We start from the raw sequence: 18,402 nt of genomic DNA on the forward strand, positions 1-18,402 counted from the left end.
TTTAGAATGATCATTAGTTGATGCTTTCGATTTTGTCTCACTTGGCCAATGGGATACGGCCACCCCTATATGGACGTTTATTTATAGAAAAGGTTATCGCTAATATCAGCCATGGAAAAGGCGCATTATATCCTCACCTTGAGGATCATGCAGGATCTTTTTTTTCTCTCACCTTCCCGGCGATCCAAAACGGCAAATAGAGAAGATAGAAGAAGACAATCGTGACCGCTTCAGCTGATAAAAGATACCATGGCCATGGCCCGAGCACATCTAACAGCGATGCTCCGCCGCCGGGCTTCTTCATCATGTACATATAGTTCGAGTTCAGCAAACGGTTGATCAAAAAAATGAGAGCGCCATAAACATTGACAAGAAGAAACGTGACCCAGAGAGAGCGGACCGTCGGCTTATACTTTTCGGCTGCTATCATCAGGAGGCAGGCGAGAACGACGATTCCGTGGGAAATAAAAAATTCAAAAAAGCGGAAATGGGGAAATCCGTACCTTCCTAAGTCAGGCGTCAGTATGGCCTGCAAAGCGCTGCCCAAACCGGCAAAATAAAGAAATTTAAACAAATTGAGGTTTTTCGTTATTAACAGAATGATGATGAGATAAACTGAAAGATCGCTTAAATGAAGCGGCAAACAATAGCGAGGCGTCCATGATCTCACAAAAATGAACCAGGAGTGGTAACTGATTTCTGAAATCACGAGAACCGTCACAAAGCCATAGCGAATCAACCGGTTGATTTCGGGCTTTTGCAGCGTCTTCCGAAATACGAACAGACAAACGCCAAGCGCCGCAATCACCAGTAAAGTCAGAATATGTGAAGTTGAAAAAAGCTCAAAAGACCCGAGCCGATAATCTTTTTGAAAATATGCCTCCATCCTCAAACACCTGTTTCATCAAAATATTTTAATGGTTAGTTTGCGACATGCCTCGATTATTATTCATCAAAAACTTAAAAAAGGTGGCCGAAAATCCGGCCACCCTTACAAGAACGTTATATTGAAAGATCACGGTTTTCAACAGCATCCCCTTTGATTTCGATGCGCTCGACTTTTCCAACCAGAAAGATGTAGGACAGGGCGCCGCAAAAGGCAAGAATGCCGATAAAGACAAGCGCGGGCGCAAAGCTGCCGCCATCAGCCAGGAAACCGATCACAATCGGAACGATAACCGACGCGAGGCTGCCGACAAAATTAAATACTCCGCCCGTCAGCCCGATCAGATGCTTGGGCGCCAGAGACGACACCAGCACCCAAGTGATCGAGGCCAGTCCATTCCCAAAAAAGGCAAGCGTCATAAATAAAATGACCAAGGATGTTTGATTGACATAATTGGCGCCGATGATCGAAACGGACAGAAACAACCCCGTGATGATCGGTGTTTTACGGGCAACTCCGGCGGACACACCTCTTTTGATCAGGAAATCGGACAGAAAACCGGACAACAGAACTCCTATAAATGCCGCCAAAAAAGGAAGCGATGCAAGAAAACCGGATTGCAGGAAGCCAAGCCCCCTGTATTTCACAAGGTATGTCGGAAACCATGTCAGGAAAAACCACAGCGTCGAGTTAACGGCGAACTGGCCGATATAAATCCCCCACAGCTTCCGCCGGCTTGTCACTTGTTTGAAATGCTCCCAGGTCAACGCCGTTTTTTCCTCCTTGGCAGACTGACTCCGACGGACAAGCCCGCCGCCTTTTTCAATGTGGTCCAGTTCAGCCTTGTTTACCTTAGGGTGCCGCTCTGGATCTCGATAAAAGATGTACCATACCACACCCCAAATGATACCGACCGCCCCCGTGACAATAAACAAGCCGCGCCAGCCGACGACATGCTGAATCGCACTGAGCGCCGGCGTCAAAAACGCAAGACCGGCAAATTGCCCCGATGTATAAAAAGCAATCGCGGAAGCTCTTTCCTGATCGGGAAACCATGAAGTGACCACCCGGTTATTCGTTGGAAACGCGGGCGCCTCAAACGCACCTGTCGCGAGTCGCAGGCCGAATAACGAACCAAACCCCCGGACAAAGCCCTGCAGCAATGTCGCAAGCGACCAAGTGATCAAACTAAGGCTGTAAACAAGCCGCGGGCCAAAACGGTCGACAAGCCCGCCGCCCGGAATTTGCAGCGCACAATATGCCCAGCCGAATGCCGAAAAGATCAATCCCAGCTGAACCGCGGACAAATTCAAATCATCACCGATCGCAGAGGCTGCCACAGAGATATTGCTTCGATCCATATAATTGATCACAACACAAACGAAAATAAACAATAATACCTGCACACGAACCTTTGTCGGCTTCTCTTTCATATTTGCTGCTTTCATGATTGGCCCCTCTCCTTCTCAATCATTTGTTTCACGAACATATGAAAACGGTATCATTTTTTACCATTCTGCCACGCTTCCGTCTCTGTGCCGCCAGACGGGGTTGCGCCAGCTGTGTCCGATTTCAGCCATTTTTCTGACGTGTCTCTCATTGATTTCAACGCCAAGGCCGGGGCCGTCTGGAATCCGGACATAGCCGTCTTTATAGAAAAACACCTCTTGATCGACAATATAATCGAGCAAATCCGTGCCTTTGTTGTAATGAATCCCTAAGCTCTGTTCCTGAATAAACGCATTGTGGCATGTTGCATCAACCTGGAGGCATGCCGCCAGGGCGATCGGGCCCAGCGGACAATGAGGGGCAGCCGCGACATCAAATGCTTCCGCCATCGACAGGATTTTTTTACATTCGGTAATTCCGCCGGCGTGTGACAAATCAGGTTGAATGATATCCACAAAACCGTCAGTCAGAAGGTTTTTAAACTGCCACTTTGAAAACATCCGTTCACCGGTTGCAATCGGAATCGAGACGAGGTTTGCGATATCGCGGAGCGCTTCGTTGTTTTCCGGCAAGACGGGCTCTTCGATAAACATCGGCCGAAAAGACTCAAGCTCCTTTGCCAGCATTTTCGCCATCGGCTTATGCACCCTGCCGTGAAAATCGATGCCGATGCCGATATAAGGTCCGACCGCCTCTCTGACAGCCGCGATCCTTTCGATCACCTGATCGATTTTTTCATGCGAATCGATGTATTGCAGCTCCTCTGTGCCATTCATTTTGACGGCTGTAAAACCTTTGTCGACCACCTGTTTTGCGGCGAGGCCGACGTCTTGAGGGCGGTCTCCGCCAATCCATGAATAGACTTTGATCGATTCCCTGCTCTTCCCTCCGAGCAGCTGGTGCACGGGCGCATTGTAAAACTTGCCCTTGATATCCCAAAGCGCCTGATCGATGCCTGCAATCGCGCTCATCAAAATCGGTCCGCCTCGATAAAACCCGCCTCTGTACATCACATTCCAGTGGTCTTCAATGTTCATCGGGTCTTTGCCGATTAAATATTCCATTAATTCGCCTACGGCTGCTTTTACCGTCGCAGCTTTGCCCTCAATCACAGGCTCTCCCCAGCCGCTGATGCCTTCATCCGTTTCAATTTTCAAAAACAGCCAGCGCGGCGGTATTTGAAAACATTCGAACCCTGTTATTTTCATGTCTGTTCATCCCCTTTTTGCCGTTTTACGGCCTCAACAAAGCGCTTCGCTTTTTTGGCCAGTTTTTCTAAAAACACGTCATTGACCTCTTCATTCGCAGGAACAAGCGACCCGCCGATTCCCGCTCCGATTGCCCCGGCATCCAAATAATCGCCGATATTGTCCAACCCGACTCCTCCTGTCGGCAGCAGCGGAACCTGTGGAAGCGGCCCGTGAATATCCTTGATATAACCCGGCCCCAGCGTTCCCGGAAACACTTTAATGATGTCTCCGCCGTTTTCATAAGCCGCCAAAATTTCCGTCGGGGTAAAAGCGCCCGGAATGCTCACCGCTCCATACCGTTTGGTCATCTTGATCGTCTCTTCATCGACAACGGGTGACAGGATAAACCGGGCTCCAGCCAAAAGCGCCGCCCTTGCCGATTCAGGATCAAGAACGGTTCCCGCACCGACGAGCATGTCATCTCCAAAGCGTTCTGAAACAGTTTCAATTGCTTTGATCGCTTGAGGGGAATTCAATGTCATCTCCACAAGCCTGATCCCGCCCGCTTTTAAGGCTCCGGCGATGCCTACCGCCTCCTCCGGATTGTAGCCGCGGATGATCGCAATGATTTTTTCGTCTTCGATTTGTGATAATACACGCATATCTCCCACCCTTTCGTTACCACGTTTTATCGGCTGACATCGTCTTCTTCAGACCGCTTCATAAAGGCAAACAGTGCGTCACGGTCAGGCAGGCCTTCGATATCACCGTTCACCTCCACTACCATGGCGCCTATCGCACAGCCCCGCCGGACTGCGTCACAAAGCGGAAGCTCTTCAATCAACCCGGACAACACACCGGCTGCAAAACCGTCTCCCGCCCCCACCGGATCTACGGCCTTTTGAATGTCGAAGCCTGCCGCATACCCGCTTTCTTTGCTTCTTGAGTAATAGGCGCCCTTTGCGCCAAGCTTGATGACCGCCGTTTCAGCTCCAAGCCTGTGAATGGCTTCGGCCATTTTTTGCTCATCATCGGTTCCGAATAAAAAGCGGCCCTCGCCCAAGCCCGGAAGAACGATATCAGACTGTTTGATCAGATCAAGCATGGTCTGCCTCGCCCTCTCTCCGTCCCAAAGCTTTTGTCGCAAGTTCGGATCAAACACAACGGTTTTATTGTGCTTTTTGGCCAGTTCCACGGCGTAAAAAACAGCATCTGAAGCGCTTTCACTTAAAGCCGGAGTAATGCCCGTGATGTATAAAAAACCGGCTTTCTCAATGTATGTCTCATCGATATCGCTCTTTTGCAAAAAGCTTGCTGCTGAAGCGTTCCGGTAATAAAAGACATTGACTTTAGCCGCGCTTTTTCTCTCCTTAAAAAACAACCCTGTCGGCGCTTCTTCATCAAACATCACTTGACTGACATCGACTCCTTCTCCCCTGACCGAAGAGAGAATCATCGCTCCGAACTCGTCTTTTCCGAGCCTTGTTATCCAGCCGGTGTCCATTCCAAGCTTTGCTAGTCCGATCAGTGTGTTTGTTTCTGCACCTGCCATCCTTGTCGTATAATTTCTCGCATATCTGAGAGGGCCGTCTTCATTGGGTGTAAACAGCACCATTGTCTCTCCTATGCTTATCACATCCATCAGAATCATCCCCCTTTGTGCACGGGCTTCTTTCCGCCAATGCTTTCTGTAATTTTCGCGGCGGTATAGAGCAGCTGCTCGGCAATGACAGCCTTTCTTTCGAGCATGCGATCCTTTGGTCCCGCTGTGCTGATCGCTGCCTTCATTTCTCCCTCAGGCCCGTATACCGGCGCCGCCAGGCAAAACAAGCCTTCTTCATTCTCTTCATCATCAACGGCATACCCTTGTTTGAAAAACCGCTGCAGCTGATGTTCCAACGAAGTTCTGTTGGTGATGGTATTCCTTGTAAAACGGATGAACTCGATGCGGTCAAGAAGCCGATTCTTCTGTTCTTCCAGCATAAAAGCCAAAAATGCCTTGCCGAGCCCGGTGCAATAAAGCGGTTTCCGCGACCCTGGCTGTGCAGTTGTTCTGATCGACCTGTTATTGTCGATTTTGGCGATGTAGACAAGCTGATCATCAGACAAAACGGCCATAAATACCGTTTCCTGCACCCCATCCATCAGCTGCTTTAAAAAAGGAACACCCTGGGACGAAATATCGATCGATTCCATGGCAGCGGTTCCAATTTGAATCAGTTTCGCCCCAAGCTTGTACCGCTTTACATCATCCTGCTGAAGATACCCTTCATCCAAAAGAGTCGTGGCCAAGTGAAAGGTACTGCTTTGCGGCATCGATAATTCTCTGCTGATTTCCTTTACCGTCAGCCCTTCCGGATGAACTGACAGCAATTCAAATATACGCACCACACGTACGGCGGATTTTACGGACATGACAACCTCCATCATTCACATATGTGATTCAAAATCAGGATTCTGATTAATCGGACGTATTCTAAACAGAAAGAGAGGCCTGAGTCAACCTTGTTTTTCTCAATCTTGAAACTACCAGTCTATCGCCTCATTTATCCTGCGGTGGCAGGATTTGCTTTCCCCGGTGCGAATATCTTCTCAAGAAGGCAAACAAAAACATTGGGGAGGGCTTGATGATGAAGAAAAAACTGATGATTTTCGGAGCTGCTGCAGCTATTTTGCTTGGCGGAATTTCCGTTCCGGCAGCCGGCGATATAGGAAAGGCGGTTCAAGCGGCACCGAAAGCCGTTAGTGCGAAAGATAAGGACCAGATCGCCAAGAAGTTTAATGAAAACCGCGCTTACCAAACCATCCATCATTTAAGCGAAACAATCGGGCCCCGTGTGACAGGCACCGACCAAGAAAAAAAGAGCGCTCAATATATCGCGAAACAGATGAAAAAATCAGGCCTGAAAGTAAGCAAACAAACATTCAGCATTCCGGATAGATTAGAAGGAACCCTTACCGTCAATGGAAATAAGGTCGCGGCGCGGCCGGCAGCCGGTTCCGCACCGACAGCGTCCGAGGGTTTGACCGCTCCCCTCTATGAGGCGGGACTCGGTCTTCCGGGTGACTTCACGGCGGATGCCAAAGGGAAAATTGCCGTTATTTTAAGGGGAGAATTGACTTTTTATGAGAAAGCAAAAAACGCCGCTGATGCAGGTGCGGCCGGGGTTATTATTTATAACAACATCGACAGCCTCGTTCCGCTGACGCCAAACCTGAGCGGAAATCAAATCGACATTCCGGTTGTCGGTATCAAAAAGGAAGACGGTGAGAAGCTCCTCACAGAACGCGAAGCGACACTTCAGCTGAAGGCTTTTACAAATCAAACCTCGCAAAACGTCATCGGCGTCCGCAAACCAAAAGGAGTGAAAAACCCGGAGATCGTCTATGTGACTTCACATTACGACAGTGTGCCTGATGCGCCTGGAGCCAATGATAATGCGTCGGGAACATCAGCCGTGCTGGAGCTCGCACGGCTGATGAAACATGTGCCTGCTGATAAGGAAATCCGCTTTATTACATTTGGAGCCGAAGAAATCGGGCTTGTCGGATCGCGCTATTATGTCGGGCACCTGTCAAAGCGGGAAATCGAACGGAGCGCCGCCAACTTCAACCTCGACATGGTCGCAACAAACTGGGAAAACGCCTCACAGCTTTATATCAACACGCCTGACGGTTCGGCCAATCTCGTCTGGCAATCAAGCCGCGCCGCTCAGGCGAAGCTTGGAAAAGATGTTTTATATTTAAACCAAGGCGGCTCATCCGACCATGTCCCATTCCATGAAGCGGGCATCGACTCGGCCAATTATATTTGGCGAGAGCCGGGAACCGGCGCATTGGAGCCCTGGTACCACACACCTTTCGACACGATTGAACACATCAGCAAGGACAGACTGAAAACAGCCGGGCAAATCGCCGGAACGGCCATTTATGACCTGGTCAAAAAAGAAAATTAGTTCTTTGATCTATGGATGGAGCAGATCGGATTGATCTGTTCCATTTTTTATTTCCGCCACCCGAGGATAGCGGCACCAGCCAGACAGGCTTGTCCTGGTTACGCATAGAAGATGAGAGGCTTTTCCACAGACACTAGGGTGTCTGGGTCCTTGAGCCTTATTTTGTAAAGTTCCCTTTACGTAAAGCTCATTTTACGTTACGCTAGAATAGCGGGTGAATGTAACGGTTCTCTAATAGCTAATTTGAAGCTACAGCAGCCGAAATATAGATGTTTATGGAGGAAATCATGAGTTCACGGTTAGGTTATTTCATATTGAGTTTTTTGATGTTGATTTTAAGTCTCTATCAGTTTTTTAGTAGTGTGGTTTATGGAAGACTCGGTTTCGAAACGGCTTTTATGCCTTTTTCTTTATTTATCATGTTTTTCACATTAGGTTATTTATATCCTCAATTTAAGAAAAATGATGAGCGCCATAAATTAATCAAACAAAAAGCCATGTTTTATCATTATTTTATTTTGATGGGATATCTGTTTATTTTTTTTATCTTACTAGCAAATAACTTGATAAACTTGAGTGCGCAGACCATGATTGCAATCCTTGGTGCGCTTATTATTGCAACAGTCAGCATTTTATTTATGATATTCTCAAAAATTTATTAGAAGATGATGGATATGTTTCCTGATCTTTATCATCGTGATGATAATAGTTGTGACCAAAAAGCGCAAGCATTGATTTTCTATAAGAACGTCTGGTTGGTCAAGCGATACGTTCGAGATGATAAATAGATGCAAGTCAACACCGTTTTCCCGATCAATCAGCAAAAAAATGGAGCGCAAGATGCGGCTCCATTTTTTCAACCCTTGACCAGCTTGATAAACCGGAAGCTCAAGATCAGGCTGCCGATGGCGACGATGATCATGATCATCCCTAACTCCTGAAAATGGCCGGACGTTATTTCTTGACCGAACAGCAATCCGAGAACAACCGATGATAAGATCGATCCCAAGTAGCGGCACGTTTGAAACAGCCCGGATGTCGTACCGGCCAGATCTTCCGGGCTTGTCCTGATCATGGCGGCCTGCAATGCTACATTGCCGAGGCCGTAGCTGATTCCCAATAAAGAAAGCATCAAGCCTTTCCAAACCATCGGCGCCTCCACGAAAAAGAGCGTCATCAGAACCGCGCCGATGACCATCAAACAAGTCCCCATCAATACAGGCTGTGTCTCCCCGGAGCGGTCGATCCATCTTCCCGCAAGCGGAGACACGATGATGCTCATTCCTGACATAAACAGCATCAGCAGTCCGCTTGTGCGAACGGAAAGCCCCATCTCATCCTGAAAATAACTCGGAAGCCCGAAGAACAGACAGTAATTAAAAATGTTCAACATGATAAACTGGACATACACCGATGACAGTGTCCTGTGGGATATAAACAGCCGCATATCAATAAACGGATGATCCGTCCGCAGCTCCCACCATACGAAGATGAACAGCAGAACAAATCCGCCAATCCCTGCGGCATAATGGGGGGCGGTGCTTAAAGAAAGCAAAAAAGACAACAACAGGACGATTCCGCCGGCAAATAAAAGGATTCCCGTCAAATCAAGCTGTTTGATGACGGTCCTGGCATTTAAACCCGGTTTTTTCTCATCCTTTGGAAACATGTACATCCCAAACACAAAGCTGAACAGGATAAAGGGGAAATTGACGGTGAAAATCGCCGGCCACCCGCCCCAGACGATTAAAAACCCTCCCACTGTCGGGCCCAAAGCCGTCATCGCGGAAGCAAAGATGGAAAGAACAGCGAGCGCGGAGGCCTGGCGATCATGGATATGGCTCCTGATCAGCCCCACTCCGGACGGATAAATCGCACTGCTGCCAATCGATTGAAATAAACGCATCACAAGTAAAACTAAAAATGCCGGAGCCAGCGGCGCGCCGATGGCTGAGATCGCCACAAGAATCAGCCCGGACAAAAACATCTTTTTCCGGCCGATTAAATCCCCCAGCTTCCCCGTCACAGGCTGAGCAACCGCACTCGCCAAATAAAACGATGAAATCAGCCATGACACGGTTGAAAACGACAGCTGGAATTCTTTTTGAATGCTGTGCAGCGCAAGTGAGATCATGGAAGAGTTCAGCGGATTCAGCATGGTTCCGGATGCGACGGTTGTTAAAAACAAGGCCCTGCTTTTTTTAGATATTTTCATCAGAACTGTGATCTAAACGCTTCCGTCGTCCGAAGCTCTTCCTCGCTGAAAGTTGTCATCACATCTGAAATCAAAGTCCGCTGATATCCATGCTGGCAGGCTTCCCTTGCCGTGCTTTCAACACCGATATTTGTCGCGACAACGCGGCGCCGAAGCTCGAGATCCAAATCCGCACCGAAAGAAGTGTGCCATTGATGCTTCGTCACAGTAAAATGGCACACACTGAATTCAGCGCGATTGGACGCCTGTTTCACAACGCCATCTCCTCCAGGAATTTCGGGCACAAAGGCGGTTTTATTGTAATCAATATGCAGTTCGCTCATATGACGACGACCTCCTCATGGCTATTATCTTTTTCTTGATCTCCTTTTTCGATACGCATTGGTTAGAAAATGTCCTGTATGTCATTCGTATCGGATACCACGCGCGAGCCATCCTTGTTCGGCAGGATTGTCATTGTGGAACAGGCGCGGGGAAATGTCAAAGCAGAATGAATTTGAGGGCCGCTGGTATTTAAAATAAGCCGGACGGAGCCCGCCCCGTTCCGGCTGTATTACTGATCCACTTTTGATCTAATATTAAACATTTTTTCATCCAAATAATGAGCAATGTCCGCGGCTTCCTTCAGTTCATCCGTCAGCTGGTTCGGGACATCGTTATTTAACTTGTAGTAGATTTTATGCTCAAGACTCGCCCAGAAATCCATGGCAATCGTACGGATTTGAATTTCCACCTTGGCATGTTCCACGCGATTGGTCAAATACACCGGAACTTCAACAATCAAGTGGAGACTCCGGTAACCGTTCGGCTTCGGATTCTTGATATAGTCCTTCACTTTCAAAATTTTGATGTCTTCATGCTCCTTCAGCACTTCGACCATGTTGTATATGTCAGACAAAAATGAACAAATGATTCTCAGGCCTGCGATATCGTGAATATGTTCCTTAGCCGCGCTTGTCGTAATATCGCATCCCTTTCTCACCAGCTTGTTGATTAAGCTTTCAAAGCTTTTCACCCTTGATTTCGTATGTTCAATCGGATTATGGCCGTGAATCAAATTGTATTCCTGGCTGATAATCGAAAATTTTGTATCCATTTGGTCCAAAGCGAATTTATAAACCAGAAGCTCGTTTTTCCAGTCTTCCATCAGACTTCTTAAGTCTTCGATTTGATCTGCGGGCATACTTGTCATTTTATCTATTGCAATATCCATTATGATTTCTCCTTATACCAGGATTTCGTTCTCTTCAGAAAAATAGACGGGCACATCTTACGTAAGGTTTCGAATGAGGATGAACGATCAAAAAGCGGCGATCATATCAATTTACAATTTTTAAAAATTATTCTTCTTTTAAAAGTCATAAATTGTTCAGCATTTACTAGAAATTGCTTGATCTTGACCTATTCAAACGTTTATAAATGAATTTTTTTCCACAAGAGATTGATATTCCGCGGAAAATGTTTATAATAGGCTGATGGGCTTCCCGGCCTTTTTGGCGCGGTGTCCCTCCAAAAACTTTTCCACAAATGAAACTTTTATACAACATATTCGTCTTATACTGTTGTTAAGGCAATTCTCAATACGGAAAGGAACAGAACAATGTTAAATAAGCTTAAAGTGTTGTATGAAAAAACAACGACGAAGTGGCTGCTCAACACTTCCTATTACTTTCTCATTCTGCTGCTGTTGTTTTTGATTTATGGATTCCATACAGCAAATACAGGTTCATATATTTATAATGACTTTTAATGGAGAAAAAAACAATGAAACTGATAGAAACGATTCAAAAATACGCACAAACACAACCCGATACACTTGCTTTTGTGAATGAAGAGGAAAAGCTGACTTACGGAGAGCTGTGGTCGCAATCTGAGCGCCTTGCCCTTCAGCTGCAAAAAGAAGCGCTGACAGATGCTTCTCCGATCATCGTTTACGGTCATATGAAGCCGATTATGGCGGTTTCCTTCCTCGCTTGTGTGAAAGCCGGACATCCGTATATCCCGGTTGATGTTTCCATTCCGAGAGAACGGATTTTGAAAATCATCAGCAGCTCAAAGGCCGAGCTTTTGCTCAACAACTCAGGCGCTGATGTCGATACAGGAGATGCTGCGATCACTGTGATCGAACCGGGCGCTCTTGACCCGGGGGATGAATCTAAGACAAATTCCGCCGATTGGGTAAAGGACGGGGAGACCTTTTATATTATCTACACGTCCGGAAGTACGGGAAATCCAAAAGGCGTGCAAATTTCCGCCGATAATCTCCAGAGCTTTACAGACTGGATCACAAACGATTTTCCGGTTGAAAACGGTCAAGTGTTTTTAAATCAGGCGCCGTTCTCCTTTGACTTGTCGGTCATGGACCTTTATCCATGCCTGAAGACCGGAAGCACTCTTTGGACCGTCACGAAAGATATGATTAACCGTCCGAAGCTTTTATTTGAAGCGCTGGAACAATCGAATGTCAATGTCTGGACTTCAACACCTTCGTTTGCCCAGATGTGTTTAATGGATCCGTCGTTTTCAGAGGATCTGCTGCCGGGCCTCTCCGTGTTTATGTTTTGCGGAGAAACGCTTCCCGCTTCTGTGGCAAGGCAATTGAAAGAAAGATTTCCAAAAGCGCGCGTGTTCAACACATATGGTCCGACAGAGGCAACCGTCGCCGTGACCTCGATTGAAGTGACAGACGATGTGTTAGACCGGTATTCCTCCCTCCCCGTCGGTTCGGCAAAGCCGGACACTGAGATCGTCATCATCAATGAAGACGGAGAAGCCGTTCAAGACGGAGAAAAAGGAGAAATCATCATTACCGGGGCAAGCGTCAGCAAAGGCTATCTCGGCGAAAAGGCGCTGACGGAAAAAGTGTTTTTCTCCTACAACGGAACTCCGGCTTATCGCACAGGGGATGCGGGTTACATCGAAAACGGCCAGCTGTTTTTCCTCGGAAGGCTTGATTTTCAAATCAAACTGCACGGCTATCGCATCGAGCTTGAGGAGATTGAATATCAAATCAATCAGTCCCGTTATGTACAGTCGGCTGTTGTGATTCCATTCTACAGAGAAGAGAAAATCGAGTATCTGATCGCCATGATCGTGCCTAAAGAACACGATTTTGAAAAGGAATACCAGCTGACGAGCGCCATTAAGAAAGACCTTGGCAGCAAGCTGCCGGCCTATATGATTCCGAGAAAATTCATGTATCAAAATGAGATTCCGATGACAGCAAACGGTAAGATCGACCGAAAACGATTAAAAGAAGAGGTAACCGTATGACGCCGTATGGTTCATTTCTCTTCTTCATCATATTAGGTATACTGCTGGCACCAACGATCATCCTCGGCTTAAACGGAATAAGTTTCCGTTTTTACAATATGGCCGTTTCCGTTGTCGTGCTGGCGCTCATTTTTTCCAACAGCCTGCACGGGCTCATCACCCTGTGCCTGTTTACGCTTTGGCAGACGGTGCTGATCAAAGCCTATATTTTTTACCGTCAAAAAGCCAACAGCGGCGTCGTCTTTTGTTTGGCGGTGGCAGCGTCGATTCTGCCTTTGGCGCTGTCAAAGCTGCTGCCGTTCTTTGCCGTTGACAACTGGGCAAGCTTTCTTGGAATCTCATATCTGACGTTTAAAGGGGTTCAGCTCATCATTGAAACCCGGGACGGCTTAATTAAAAAGCAGGTTCCCCTCGGCAGGCTGCTGTACTTTATTCTCTTTTTTCCGACCATTTCATCCGGTCCGATTGACAGGTACCGCCGTTTTGAAAAAGACGAGCAGACCGTCTGGACGAAAGAGCAATATGAAGAGCTGCTGTATAAGGGAATCAACAAAATTTTTCTCGGCTTTTTATACAAATTTATTATCGGCTATTGCATTAACACGTATATCATTTTAAAACTGCCGTTTATCACACACGGCAGCATTTCCCATGGGCTTGCATACATGTATGCCTACAGCCTGTACTTGTTCTTCGATTTCGCCGGCTACACGGCTTTTGCCGTCGGCGTCAGCTATATCATGGGGATCAAGTCTCCGGAAAACTTTAATATGCCGTTTATCAGCCGCAATATTAAAGACTTCTGGAACCGCTGGCACATGTCGCTTTCATTTTGGTTCAGAGACTACGTGTTCATGCGCTTTGTCTTTTGGATGACAAAGAAGAAATGGATCAAAAACCGCATGGCGGTTTCAAATATCGGCTATGTGCTGCTGTTTCTTCTGATGGGTGTCTGGCACGGCCTCGCACCTCAGTACATTATATACGGAATCTATCACGCACTGCTCATGGTCGGCTTCAATTTCTTTGAGAAATGGAATAAGAAGCATAAATGGTGGCCGAACAATAAGTGGACGACAGCCGTCTCCATTGTGGTGACCTTCCACTTCGTCTGCTTTGGATTTTTGATTTTCTCAGGAAAACTATTTCACTAAAAGGAGTTTTTAAATATGGATTTCAATCAGGAAGTACTTTCAGTTTTAGCAGAGGTATGTCAGGACGATATCGTCATGGAAAATCCGGATATCGATATTTTTGAAGAAGGAATCCTTGATTCGTTTGGTACTGTAGAACTGCTGTTGGCGTTCGAGAACCGCTTTAACATCACTGTTCCGATTACCGAGTTTGACCGCGACGCATGGAACACGCCAAATCAAATTATAAAGCAGCTGAATGAGTTGAGATAATGAAAAAGCGTTTTTTATTCGGGCCAATCATTTTGGCATTTTTACTTTTTTTCACGATGATCATGGTTCCAGCTTCATGGCTGACTGCGTTCGTTCCTAAAGACCGGGTCGCAACTTCGGCCACGGAATTGAATCCGATGATGTTTCAGGGGACATATCTTCAGGATAAAATGCTTGAAGACCCGGAATACCTGCCGATCTACGGATCATCGGAGCTGTCCCGGCTGGATCCATTTCATCCGTCCAATTATTTCAAAGTGAACGACCAGGGGTTCACGCCTTATCTCGTCGGTAAAGGCGGATCTCAATCCCTGATTCACACCATCAATTTTGCGGCCCATGCGAAAAATCTTAAGGGAAAGAAATTGGTATTCATCATTTCCCCGCAATGGTTTCAGAAAAAAGGGTCTGATGAATCCCATTTTGCCCCGAACTTCTCGGCCTTGCAGGCATACGATCTCTATTTCAACCAAGACATCGACCAAGGGCTGAAAAAGAAAATCATGAAGCGGATGCTGAAATTTAATGCGGTCAAAAACGACGCCCTCCTTTCAGCTCTTTTCCGAGCTGAGCTCAATCAGGACAGCGGGACACTGGCTCTGCTTACACCGGCTGCAAAAGGCTACAAAAGCATTCTGGAAAAAAAGGATATCTATTATTCCATGGTTGAAGGAGAGGGACCAAAACGCACCATTTCAGAAAGCGTCAAAAACAAGTCATGGGATGAATTAATGCATATGGCTGAAAAGCTTGGCAAAAAAGAATCCCGTAACAATAAGTTTAAGATTACAAATGGCGTCTATAAAAAAATGAAGCCGAAGCTGGCCAAGCTGAAAGGCCACAATAAAAAAATGAACTATGCAAAATCGGTGGAATTCGGCGATTTTCAAATGATGCTGGATGTCCTGAAGGAATCCGGCGCAGATCCTCTGTTCATCTCCGTTCCGGTGCACGGCCAATTTTACGACTACACCGGATTTCCTAAAAAAGGACGGACGGACTATTATGCGAAAATCAAAAAACAAATCGAAGCAGAAGGCTTTCAAGTCGCTGATTTAACGAACCATGAATACGATCCTTATTTTCTGAAGGATACCCTTCACCTCGGCTGGAAAGGCTGGGTTTATGTAGATAAAGAAATCGAAGCGTTTTATCATAAGAAATCGTAAGAAGGATTCCCCCAAGCGGGAATCCTTTTTTGTTTTGCAAACTGCGAAAAAATATTTTTTAAAGTTTCCAAAAATTCTATTTTACAAATTTCTCTGAAATCTATTGCGATTATCAATAGAAGGTTTAAAATAGAAGATAAATATTTTTTGGAAAAAGACTAGAAACGGCAGGGAGAATGAATATGACAAAACAAACGATCAGCGTACAGCTCAGCACAGCAAAGAAACAAAAGCCCGCAGACGATCAGCTCGAATTCGGCCGCAGTTTCACCGACCATATGTTTATCATGGATTATTCGGTTGAAAGCGGCTGGCATGATCCGAGAATCGTGCCTTACCAGCCGGTCGAAATGGATCCGGCCGCCATGGTTTACCACTACGGCCAATCTGTTTTTGAGGGGTTAAAGGCTTATTTATCAAATGAAGGAAAAGTTCTTTTATTCAGGCCGGAGAAAAACGTTGAGCGTCTGAATCAATCGAACGACCGCCTTTGCATTCCGCGGGTCGATCCGGATACGGTACTCGAAGGGCTGAAAAAGCTGCTTCAGATTGATAAGGAATGGATTCCGAAAGCGGAGGGAACGTCCCTTTACATTCGTCCGTTCATCATTTCAACTGAGCCATACCTCGGGGTCGCCCCGTCCAAGACCTATAAGATGATGATCATCTTATCGCCGGTCGGCTCTTATTATAAAGAAGGCATTCATCCCGTGAAAATCGCTGTCGAAAACGAATTTGTCCGGGCTGTTGCGGGCGGTACGGGAAACGCCAAAACGGCAGGAAACTACGCCGCAAGCCTGAAGGCTCAGGAAGTCGCCGAAAGCAAAGGATTTTCACAAGTATTATGGCTTGACGGTGTCGAAAAGAAATACATTGAAGAAGTGGGAAGCATGAACATCTTTTTCAAAATCAACGGTGAAATCGTCACGCCTGCTCTAAACGGCAGCATCCTGGAAGGCATTACGAGAAATTCTGTGCTTCACCTTTTAAAAGAGTGGGGGCTTTCCGTGACTGAAAAGAGAATTTCGGTTGACGAACTGATCGAGGCCCACAAAGACGGTCTGCTTGAAGAAGCCTTCGGCACCGGAACGGCGGCTGTCATCTCCCCGGTCGGCGAGCTGATCTGGAAAGACGAAAGCCTTGTGATTAACAACGGCAAAACCGGAGAGATCGCCAAAAAGCTCTACGAGACGATCACAGGCATTCAAAAAGGCGCACTGCAAGACACGTTCGGCTGGACGGTTGAAGTCGATTCAGTCCATCAGTCCTGTTAAAACGGTTTTTCAGCCCCTTTTAAAGAAGGGGCTGAAATCCTTGCCTGATGATTTCCGCATATCCTCCAGTCCATCAATCCTCTTCTTCATCACCCTTTCCTTCAGCCAACTAAATATATACCATTTTATTTCTTTTGTGCTAAAATTATCTATAAAAAAGATCTCATCCCCATGTTCAGCACGTAAATATAGAAAGGACTTGAATAATGGAAAAGACCACTGAACCCGTGTCCGTCTGGAAAAAGAACTTTACATTCCTTTTCTTCTCCAGGCTGATCAAAATTTCGGGCGACTGCTTCGCCTTCAATTCCATTTTATGGTTTTTGATTTTTGATGGAAAAGGGGCTATCGGCACCTCTCTGCTGATTGCCGTCACTTTTCTTCCCGAGGCCTTTTTAGCGCCGGTGACAGGACCTTTGGTGAAGAGAAGCGCTCTGAAATTCTGGATGTATTTCTCGGATTTGACGAGGGCTGCCGTCGTCGTGACTGTGCCTATATGTTACTTTAACGGTTTTTCACCGATGTGGTTTGTTTTAGGACTCATGATTATCCATTCAGCAACAGGCGCCACATACAATCCGGCTTCCATTACGCTGATTCCGCAAATCGTAAACGAAAACCTGATTCAAAAAGCGAATGCGATCCTTCAATCCTCATCTGAAATCGTAAGGCTCGGCGCTGTGACGCTGTGCGGAGTGCTTCTGACATTTATCGGCCCCGCAACGACACTGTTCATGGCATTTGCCTTTTATATCATATCGGGCATCTTTGTTCTTTGCATTAAGTATAAAATCGTACAGAAAGCATCGAATTCCGCGGATAGTGGTCAACGAGGTACATATGTTGCAAGATTAAAAAGAGGGTTCGTACTTGTGAGAAACCATAAAATTTTGTTTCCGCTGGCCATTTACTGCATATTCATGAACCTGGCCGCATCTCCATGGGAGGCGCTGTCGGCTGTCTATGTTGCCGAAGATTTAAACGGCACGCCGTTCATCCATTCTCTATTGAAGGCGACGACGGCCGGAGGGGCGTTTTTATTGGGCTTTATCCTCGCAAAAGTCAAAATCAACAAATATGGTCTGCTTTTTATAGCGGCCGGCATTTTTGAAGGTGCAGCCTATTTGATGACGGGATTAAATACATTTTTGCCGCTCGTATTCCTCGCCGCTTTTGCATTTGGGGCAGCCATCAGCTCGATCAATGTTCCGGAATTCACGATCATTCAAACATCTGTCGAAGGGGATGATCAACCGCAGGTGTTTGCCATTATACATACGATCACAAACCTTTCGCTCCCTTTGGGTGCAATCGCCTGCGGCTATGCCGCACACGCACTCAGCGCGGGACACGTTATTGCAATCGGCGGTTTTATAGAGGTCCTCGCCGGTATCGGCATCCTGCTGTTTACCCAGCTTGGCAAAGCGCAGCGATCAGATCTGAAAAAAGAAAAAGAGGCGACCGCCAACATATAAGACTCCAGTTCTGCACCGCTGTGCGCTGAAAGCCGGGCTCGTTCCGCGGAATGCCATGTTACCGAGGTCCGGCCTTCCTCCTCTAGACTTCGTTCTGGTATCTTCACGG

The 18,402-nt window shown here is 46.7% G+C and carries 17 protein-coding genes and 1 pseudogene; 9 read left to right on the forward strand and 9 right to left on the reverse strand.

Annotated elements, in window-relative coordinates; all coding sequences use genetic code 11:
* Nucleotides 1-145: 145 nt before the first annotated feature.
* The 6 genes from P3X63_RS21070 to P3X63_RS21095 form a co-directional block, all read right to left on the reverse strand.
* Nucleotides 146-886 carry a YwaF family protein gene (locus tag P3X63_RS21070; RefSeq protein WP_277691912.1) on the reverse strand — a complete coding sequence of 247 codons (741 nt, stop codon included), beginning with the start codon at nt 884-886 and terminating at the stop codon, nt 146-148.
* 116 nt (nt 887-1,002) lie between these two features.
* On the reverse strand, nt 1,003-2,334 hold the full coding sequence (locus tag P3X63_RS21075; protein ID WP_026589204.1) for an MFS transporter: 1,332 nt from the start codon (nt 2,332-2,334) through the stop codon (nt 1,003-1,005).
* 60 nt (nt 2,335-2,394) lie between these two features.
* Complete coding sequence (gene dgoD / locus P3X63_RS21080) at nt 2,395-3,543, reverse strand: galactonate dehydratase (RefSeq protein ID WP_026589205.1); 1,149 nt, start codon at nt 3,541-3,543, stop codon at nt 2,395-2,397.
* Nucleotides 3,540-4,187 (reverse strand): bifunctional 4-hydroxy-2-oxoglutarate aldolase/2-dehydro-3-deoxy-phosphogluconate aldolase, encoded by a 648-nt coding sequence (locus tag P3X63_RS21085; RefSeq protein ID WP_026589206.1) that lies wholly within the window; start codon nt 4,185-4,187, stop codon nt 3,540-3,542. Before P3X63_RS21085 ends, dgoD begins: the two co-directional genes overlap by 4 nt.
* 26 nt (nt 4,188-4,213) lie before the next feature.
* The gene (locus P3X63_RS21090) at nt 4,214-5,167 is read right to left on the reverse strand and encodes a sugar kinase (protein ID WP_277691915.1); all 954 of its coding nucleotides are present in this window, start codon (nt 5,165-5,167) and stop codon (nt 4,214-4,216) included.
* 5 nt (nt 5,168-5,172) lie between these two features.
* Nucleotides 5,173-5,940, reverse strand: a complete 768-nt coding sequence (locus P3X63_RS21095; RefSeq protein WP_277691918.1) for an IclR family transcriptional regulator — start codon at nt 5,938-5,940, stop codon at nt 5,173-5,175.
* A 215-nt stretch (nt 5,941-6,155) separates the two neighbouring features.
* Here P3X63_RS21095 and P3X63_RS21100 point away from each other — a divergent pair, with 215 nt between their 5' ends.
* Together P3X63_RS21100 and P3X63_RS21105 are read left to right on the forward strand one after the other, a co-directional pair.
* The gene (locus P3X63_RS21100) at nt 6,156-7,481 is read left to right on the forward strand and encodes a M28 family peptidase (RefSeq protein ID WP_277692956.1); all 1,326 of its coding nucleotides are present in this window, start codon (nt 6,156-6,158) and stop codon (nt 7,479-7,481) included.
* Nucleotides 7,482-7,768: 287 nt separating this feature from the next.
* Nucleotides 7,769-8,143 (forward strand): permease, encoded by a 375-nt coding sequence (locus tag P3X63_RS21105; RefSeq protein WP_256860276.1) that lies wholly within the window; start codon nt 7,769-7,771, stop codon nt 8,141-8,143.
* A gap of 194 nt (nt 8,144-8,337) precedes the next feature.
* Here P3X63_RS21105 and P3X63_RS21110 read toward each other — a convergent pair whose 3' ends face one another.
* From P3X63_RS21110 to ywaC, 3 genes and pseudogenes are all read right to left on the reverse strand, one after another.
* Nucleotides 8,338-9,696 carry an MFS transporter gene (locus tag P3X63_RS21110; protein ID WP_026589211.1) on the reverse strand — a complete coding sequence of 453 codons (1,359 nt, stop codon included), beginning with the start codon at nt 9,694-9,696 and terminating at the stop codon, nt 8,338-8,340.
* Nucleotides 9,696-9,983 (reverse strand): annotated as a pseudogene (locus P3X63_RS23000) (isochorismatase family protein); the annotation flags it as partial. The pseudogene P3X63_RS23000 and the gene P3X63_RS21110, both read right to left, overlap by 1 nt.
* 266 nt (nt 9,984-10,249) lie before the next feature.
* Nucleotides 10,250-10,879 carry a GTP pyrophosphokinase YwaC gene (gene ywaC / locus P3X63_RS21120; protein WP_179115692.1) on the reverse strand — a complete coding sequence of 210 codons (630 nt, stop codon included), beginning with the start codon at nt 10,877-10,879 and terminating at the stop codon, nt 10,250-10,252.
* 417 nt (nt 10,880-11,296) lie between these two features.
* Between ywaC and P3X63_RS21125 the strand changes: the two genes are divergently transcribed.
* The 7 genes from P3X63_RS21125 to P3X63_RS21155 all read left to right on the forward strand — a co-directional run bounded on the left by P3X63_RS21125 (nt 11,297) and on the right by P3X63_RS21155 (nt 18,293).
* Complete coding sequence (locus P3X63_RS21125; RefSeq protein WP_026589214.1) at nt 11,297-11,446, forward strand: teichoic acid D-Ala incorporation-associated protein DltX; 150 nt, start codon at nt 11,297-11,299, stop codon at nt 11,444-11,446.
* A gap of 14 nt (nt 11,447-11,460) precedes the next feature.
* Complete coding sequence (dltA, locus tag P3X63_RS21130; RefSeq protein ID WP_277691922.1) at nt 11,461-12,969, forward strand: D-alanine--poly(phosphoribitol) ligase subunit DltA; 1,509 nt, start codon at nt 11,461-11,463, stop codon at nt 12,967-12,969.
* Nucleotides 12,966-14,123, forward strand: coding sequence for a D-alanyl-lipoteichoic acid biosynthesis protein DltB (gene dltB, locus P3X63_RS21135; RefSeq protein ID WP_277691924.1), 1,158 nt, complete (start codon nt 12,966-12,968; stop codon nt 14,121-14,123). The genes dltA and dltB overlap by 4 nt, the downstream gene beginning before the upstream one ends.
* Before the next feature lie 15 nt (nt 14,124-14,138).
* Nucleotides 14,139-14,375 (forward strand): D-alanine--poly(phosphoribitol) ligase subunit 2, encoded by a 237-nt coding sequence (gene dltC / locus P3X63_RS21140; RefSeq protein ID WP_026589217.1) that lies wholly within the window; start codon nt 14,139-14,141, stop codon nt 14,373-14,375.
* Entirely contained in the window at nt 14,375-15,544 is a 1,170-nt protein-coding gene (dltD, locus tag P3X63_RS21145; RefSeq protein WP_026589218.1) for a D-alanyl-lipoteichoic acid biosynthesis protein DltD, read from the forward strand. The genes dltC and dltD overlap by 1 nt, the downstream gene beginning before the upstream one ends.
* A 182-nt stretch (nt 15,545-15,726) precedes the next feature.
* The gene (locus P3X63_RS21150; RefSeq protein ID WP_277691928.1) at nt 15,727-16,818 is read left to right on the forward strand and encodes a branched-chain amino acid aminotransferase; all 1,092 of its coding nucleotides are present in this window, start codon (nt 15,727-15,729) and stop codon (nt 16,816-16,818) included.
* A 206-nt stretch (nt 16,819-17,024) separates the two neighbouring features.
* A complete protein-coding gene (locus P3X63_RS21155) occupies nt 17,025-18,293 on the forward strand; it encodes an MFS transporter (protein WP_277691929.1) in 1,269 nt (422 codons plus the stop codon).
* Nucleotides 18,294-18,402: the final 109 nt, after the last annotated feature.

Origin of the sequence: Bacillus sp. HSf4, from assembly GCF_029537375.1 — a bacterium.
GTDB lineage: Bacteria > Bacillota > Bacilli > Bacillales > Bacillaceae > Bacillus > Bacillus sonorensis_A.

Bases quoted from the DNA above. Each gene is read 5' to 3' on its own strand.
- dltB (WP_277691924.1), top strand. From the start codon at position 12,966: ATGACGCCGTATGGTTCATTTCTCTTCTTCATCATATTAGGTATACTG.
- dltD (WP_026589218.1), top strand. From the start codon at position 14,375: ATGAAAAAGCGTTTTTTATTCGGGCCAATCATTTTGGCATTTTTACTT.
- dltC (WP_026589217.1), top strand. From the start codon at position 14,139: ATGGATTTCAATCAGGAAGTACTTTCAGTTTTAGCAGAGGTATGTCAG.
- P3X63_RS21095 (WP_277691918.1), bottom strand. From the start codon at position 5,940: ATGTCCGTAAAATCCGCCGTACGTGTGGTGCGTATATTTGAATTGCTG.
- P3X63_RS21110 (WP_026589211.1), bottom strand. From the start codon at position 9,696: ATGAAAATATCTAAAAAAAGCAGGGCCTTGTTTTTAACAACCGTCGCA.
- P3X63_RS21105 (WP_256860276.1), top strand. From the start codon at position 7,769: ATGAGTTCACGGTTAGGTTATTTCATATTGAGTTTTTTGATGTTGATT.
- ywaC (WP_179115692.1), bottom strand. From the start codon at position 10,879: ATGCCCGCAGATCAAATCGAAGACTTAAGAAGTCTGATGGAAGACTGG.
- dgoD (WP_026589205.1), bottom strand. From the start codon at position 3,543: ATGAAAATAACAGGGTTCGAATGTTTTCAAATACCGCCGCGCTGGCTG.
- P3X63_RS21075 (WP_026589204.1), bottom strand. From the start codon at position 2,334: ATGAAAGCAGCAAATATGAAAGAGAAGCCGACAAAGGTTCGTGTGCAG.
- P3X63_RS21070 (WP_277691912.1), bottom strand. From the start codon at position 886: ATGGAGGCATATTTTCAAAAAGATTATCGGCTCGGGTCTTTTGAGCTT.
- P3X63_RS21090 (WP_277691915.1), bottom strand. From the start codon at position 5,167: ATGGATGTGATAAGCATAGGAGAGACAATGGTGCTGTTTACACCCAAT.
- dltA (WP_277691922.1), top strand. From the start codon at position 11,461: ATGAAACTGATAGAAACGATTCAAAAATACGCACAAACACAACCCGAT.
- P3X63_RS21085 (WP_026589206.1), bottom strand. From the start codon at position 4,187: ATGCGTGTATTATCACAAATCGAAGACGAAAAAATCATTGCGATCATC.
- P3X63_RS21150 (WP_277691928.1), top strand. From the start codon at position 15,727: ATGACAAAACAAACGATCAGCGTACAGCTCAGCACAGCAAAGAAACAA.
- P3X63_RS21100 (WP_277692956.1), top strand. From the start codon at position 6,156: ATGAAGAAAAAACTGATGATTTTCGGAGCTGCTGCAGCTATTTTGCTT.
- P3X63_RS21125 (WP_026589214.1), top strand. From the start codon at position 11,297: ATGTTAAATAAGCTTAAAGTGTTGTATGAAAAAACAACGACGAAGTGG.
- P3X63_RS21155 (WP_277691929.1), top strand. From the start codon at position 17,025: ATGGAAAAGACCACTGAACCCGTGTCCGTCTGGAAAAAGAACTTTACA.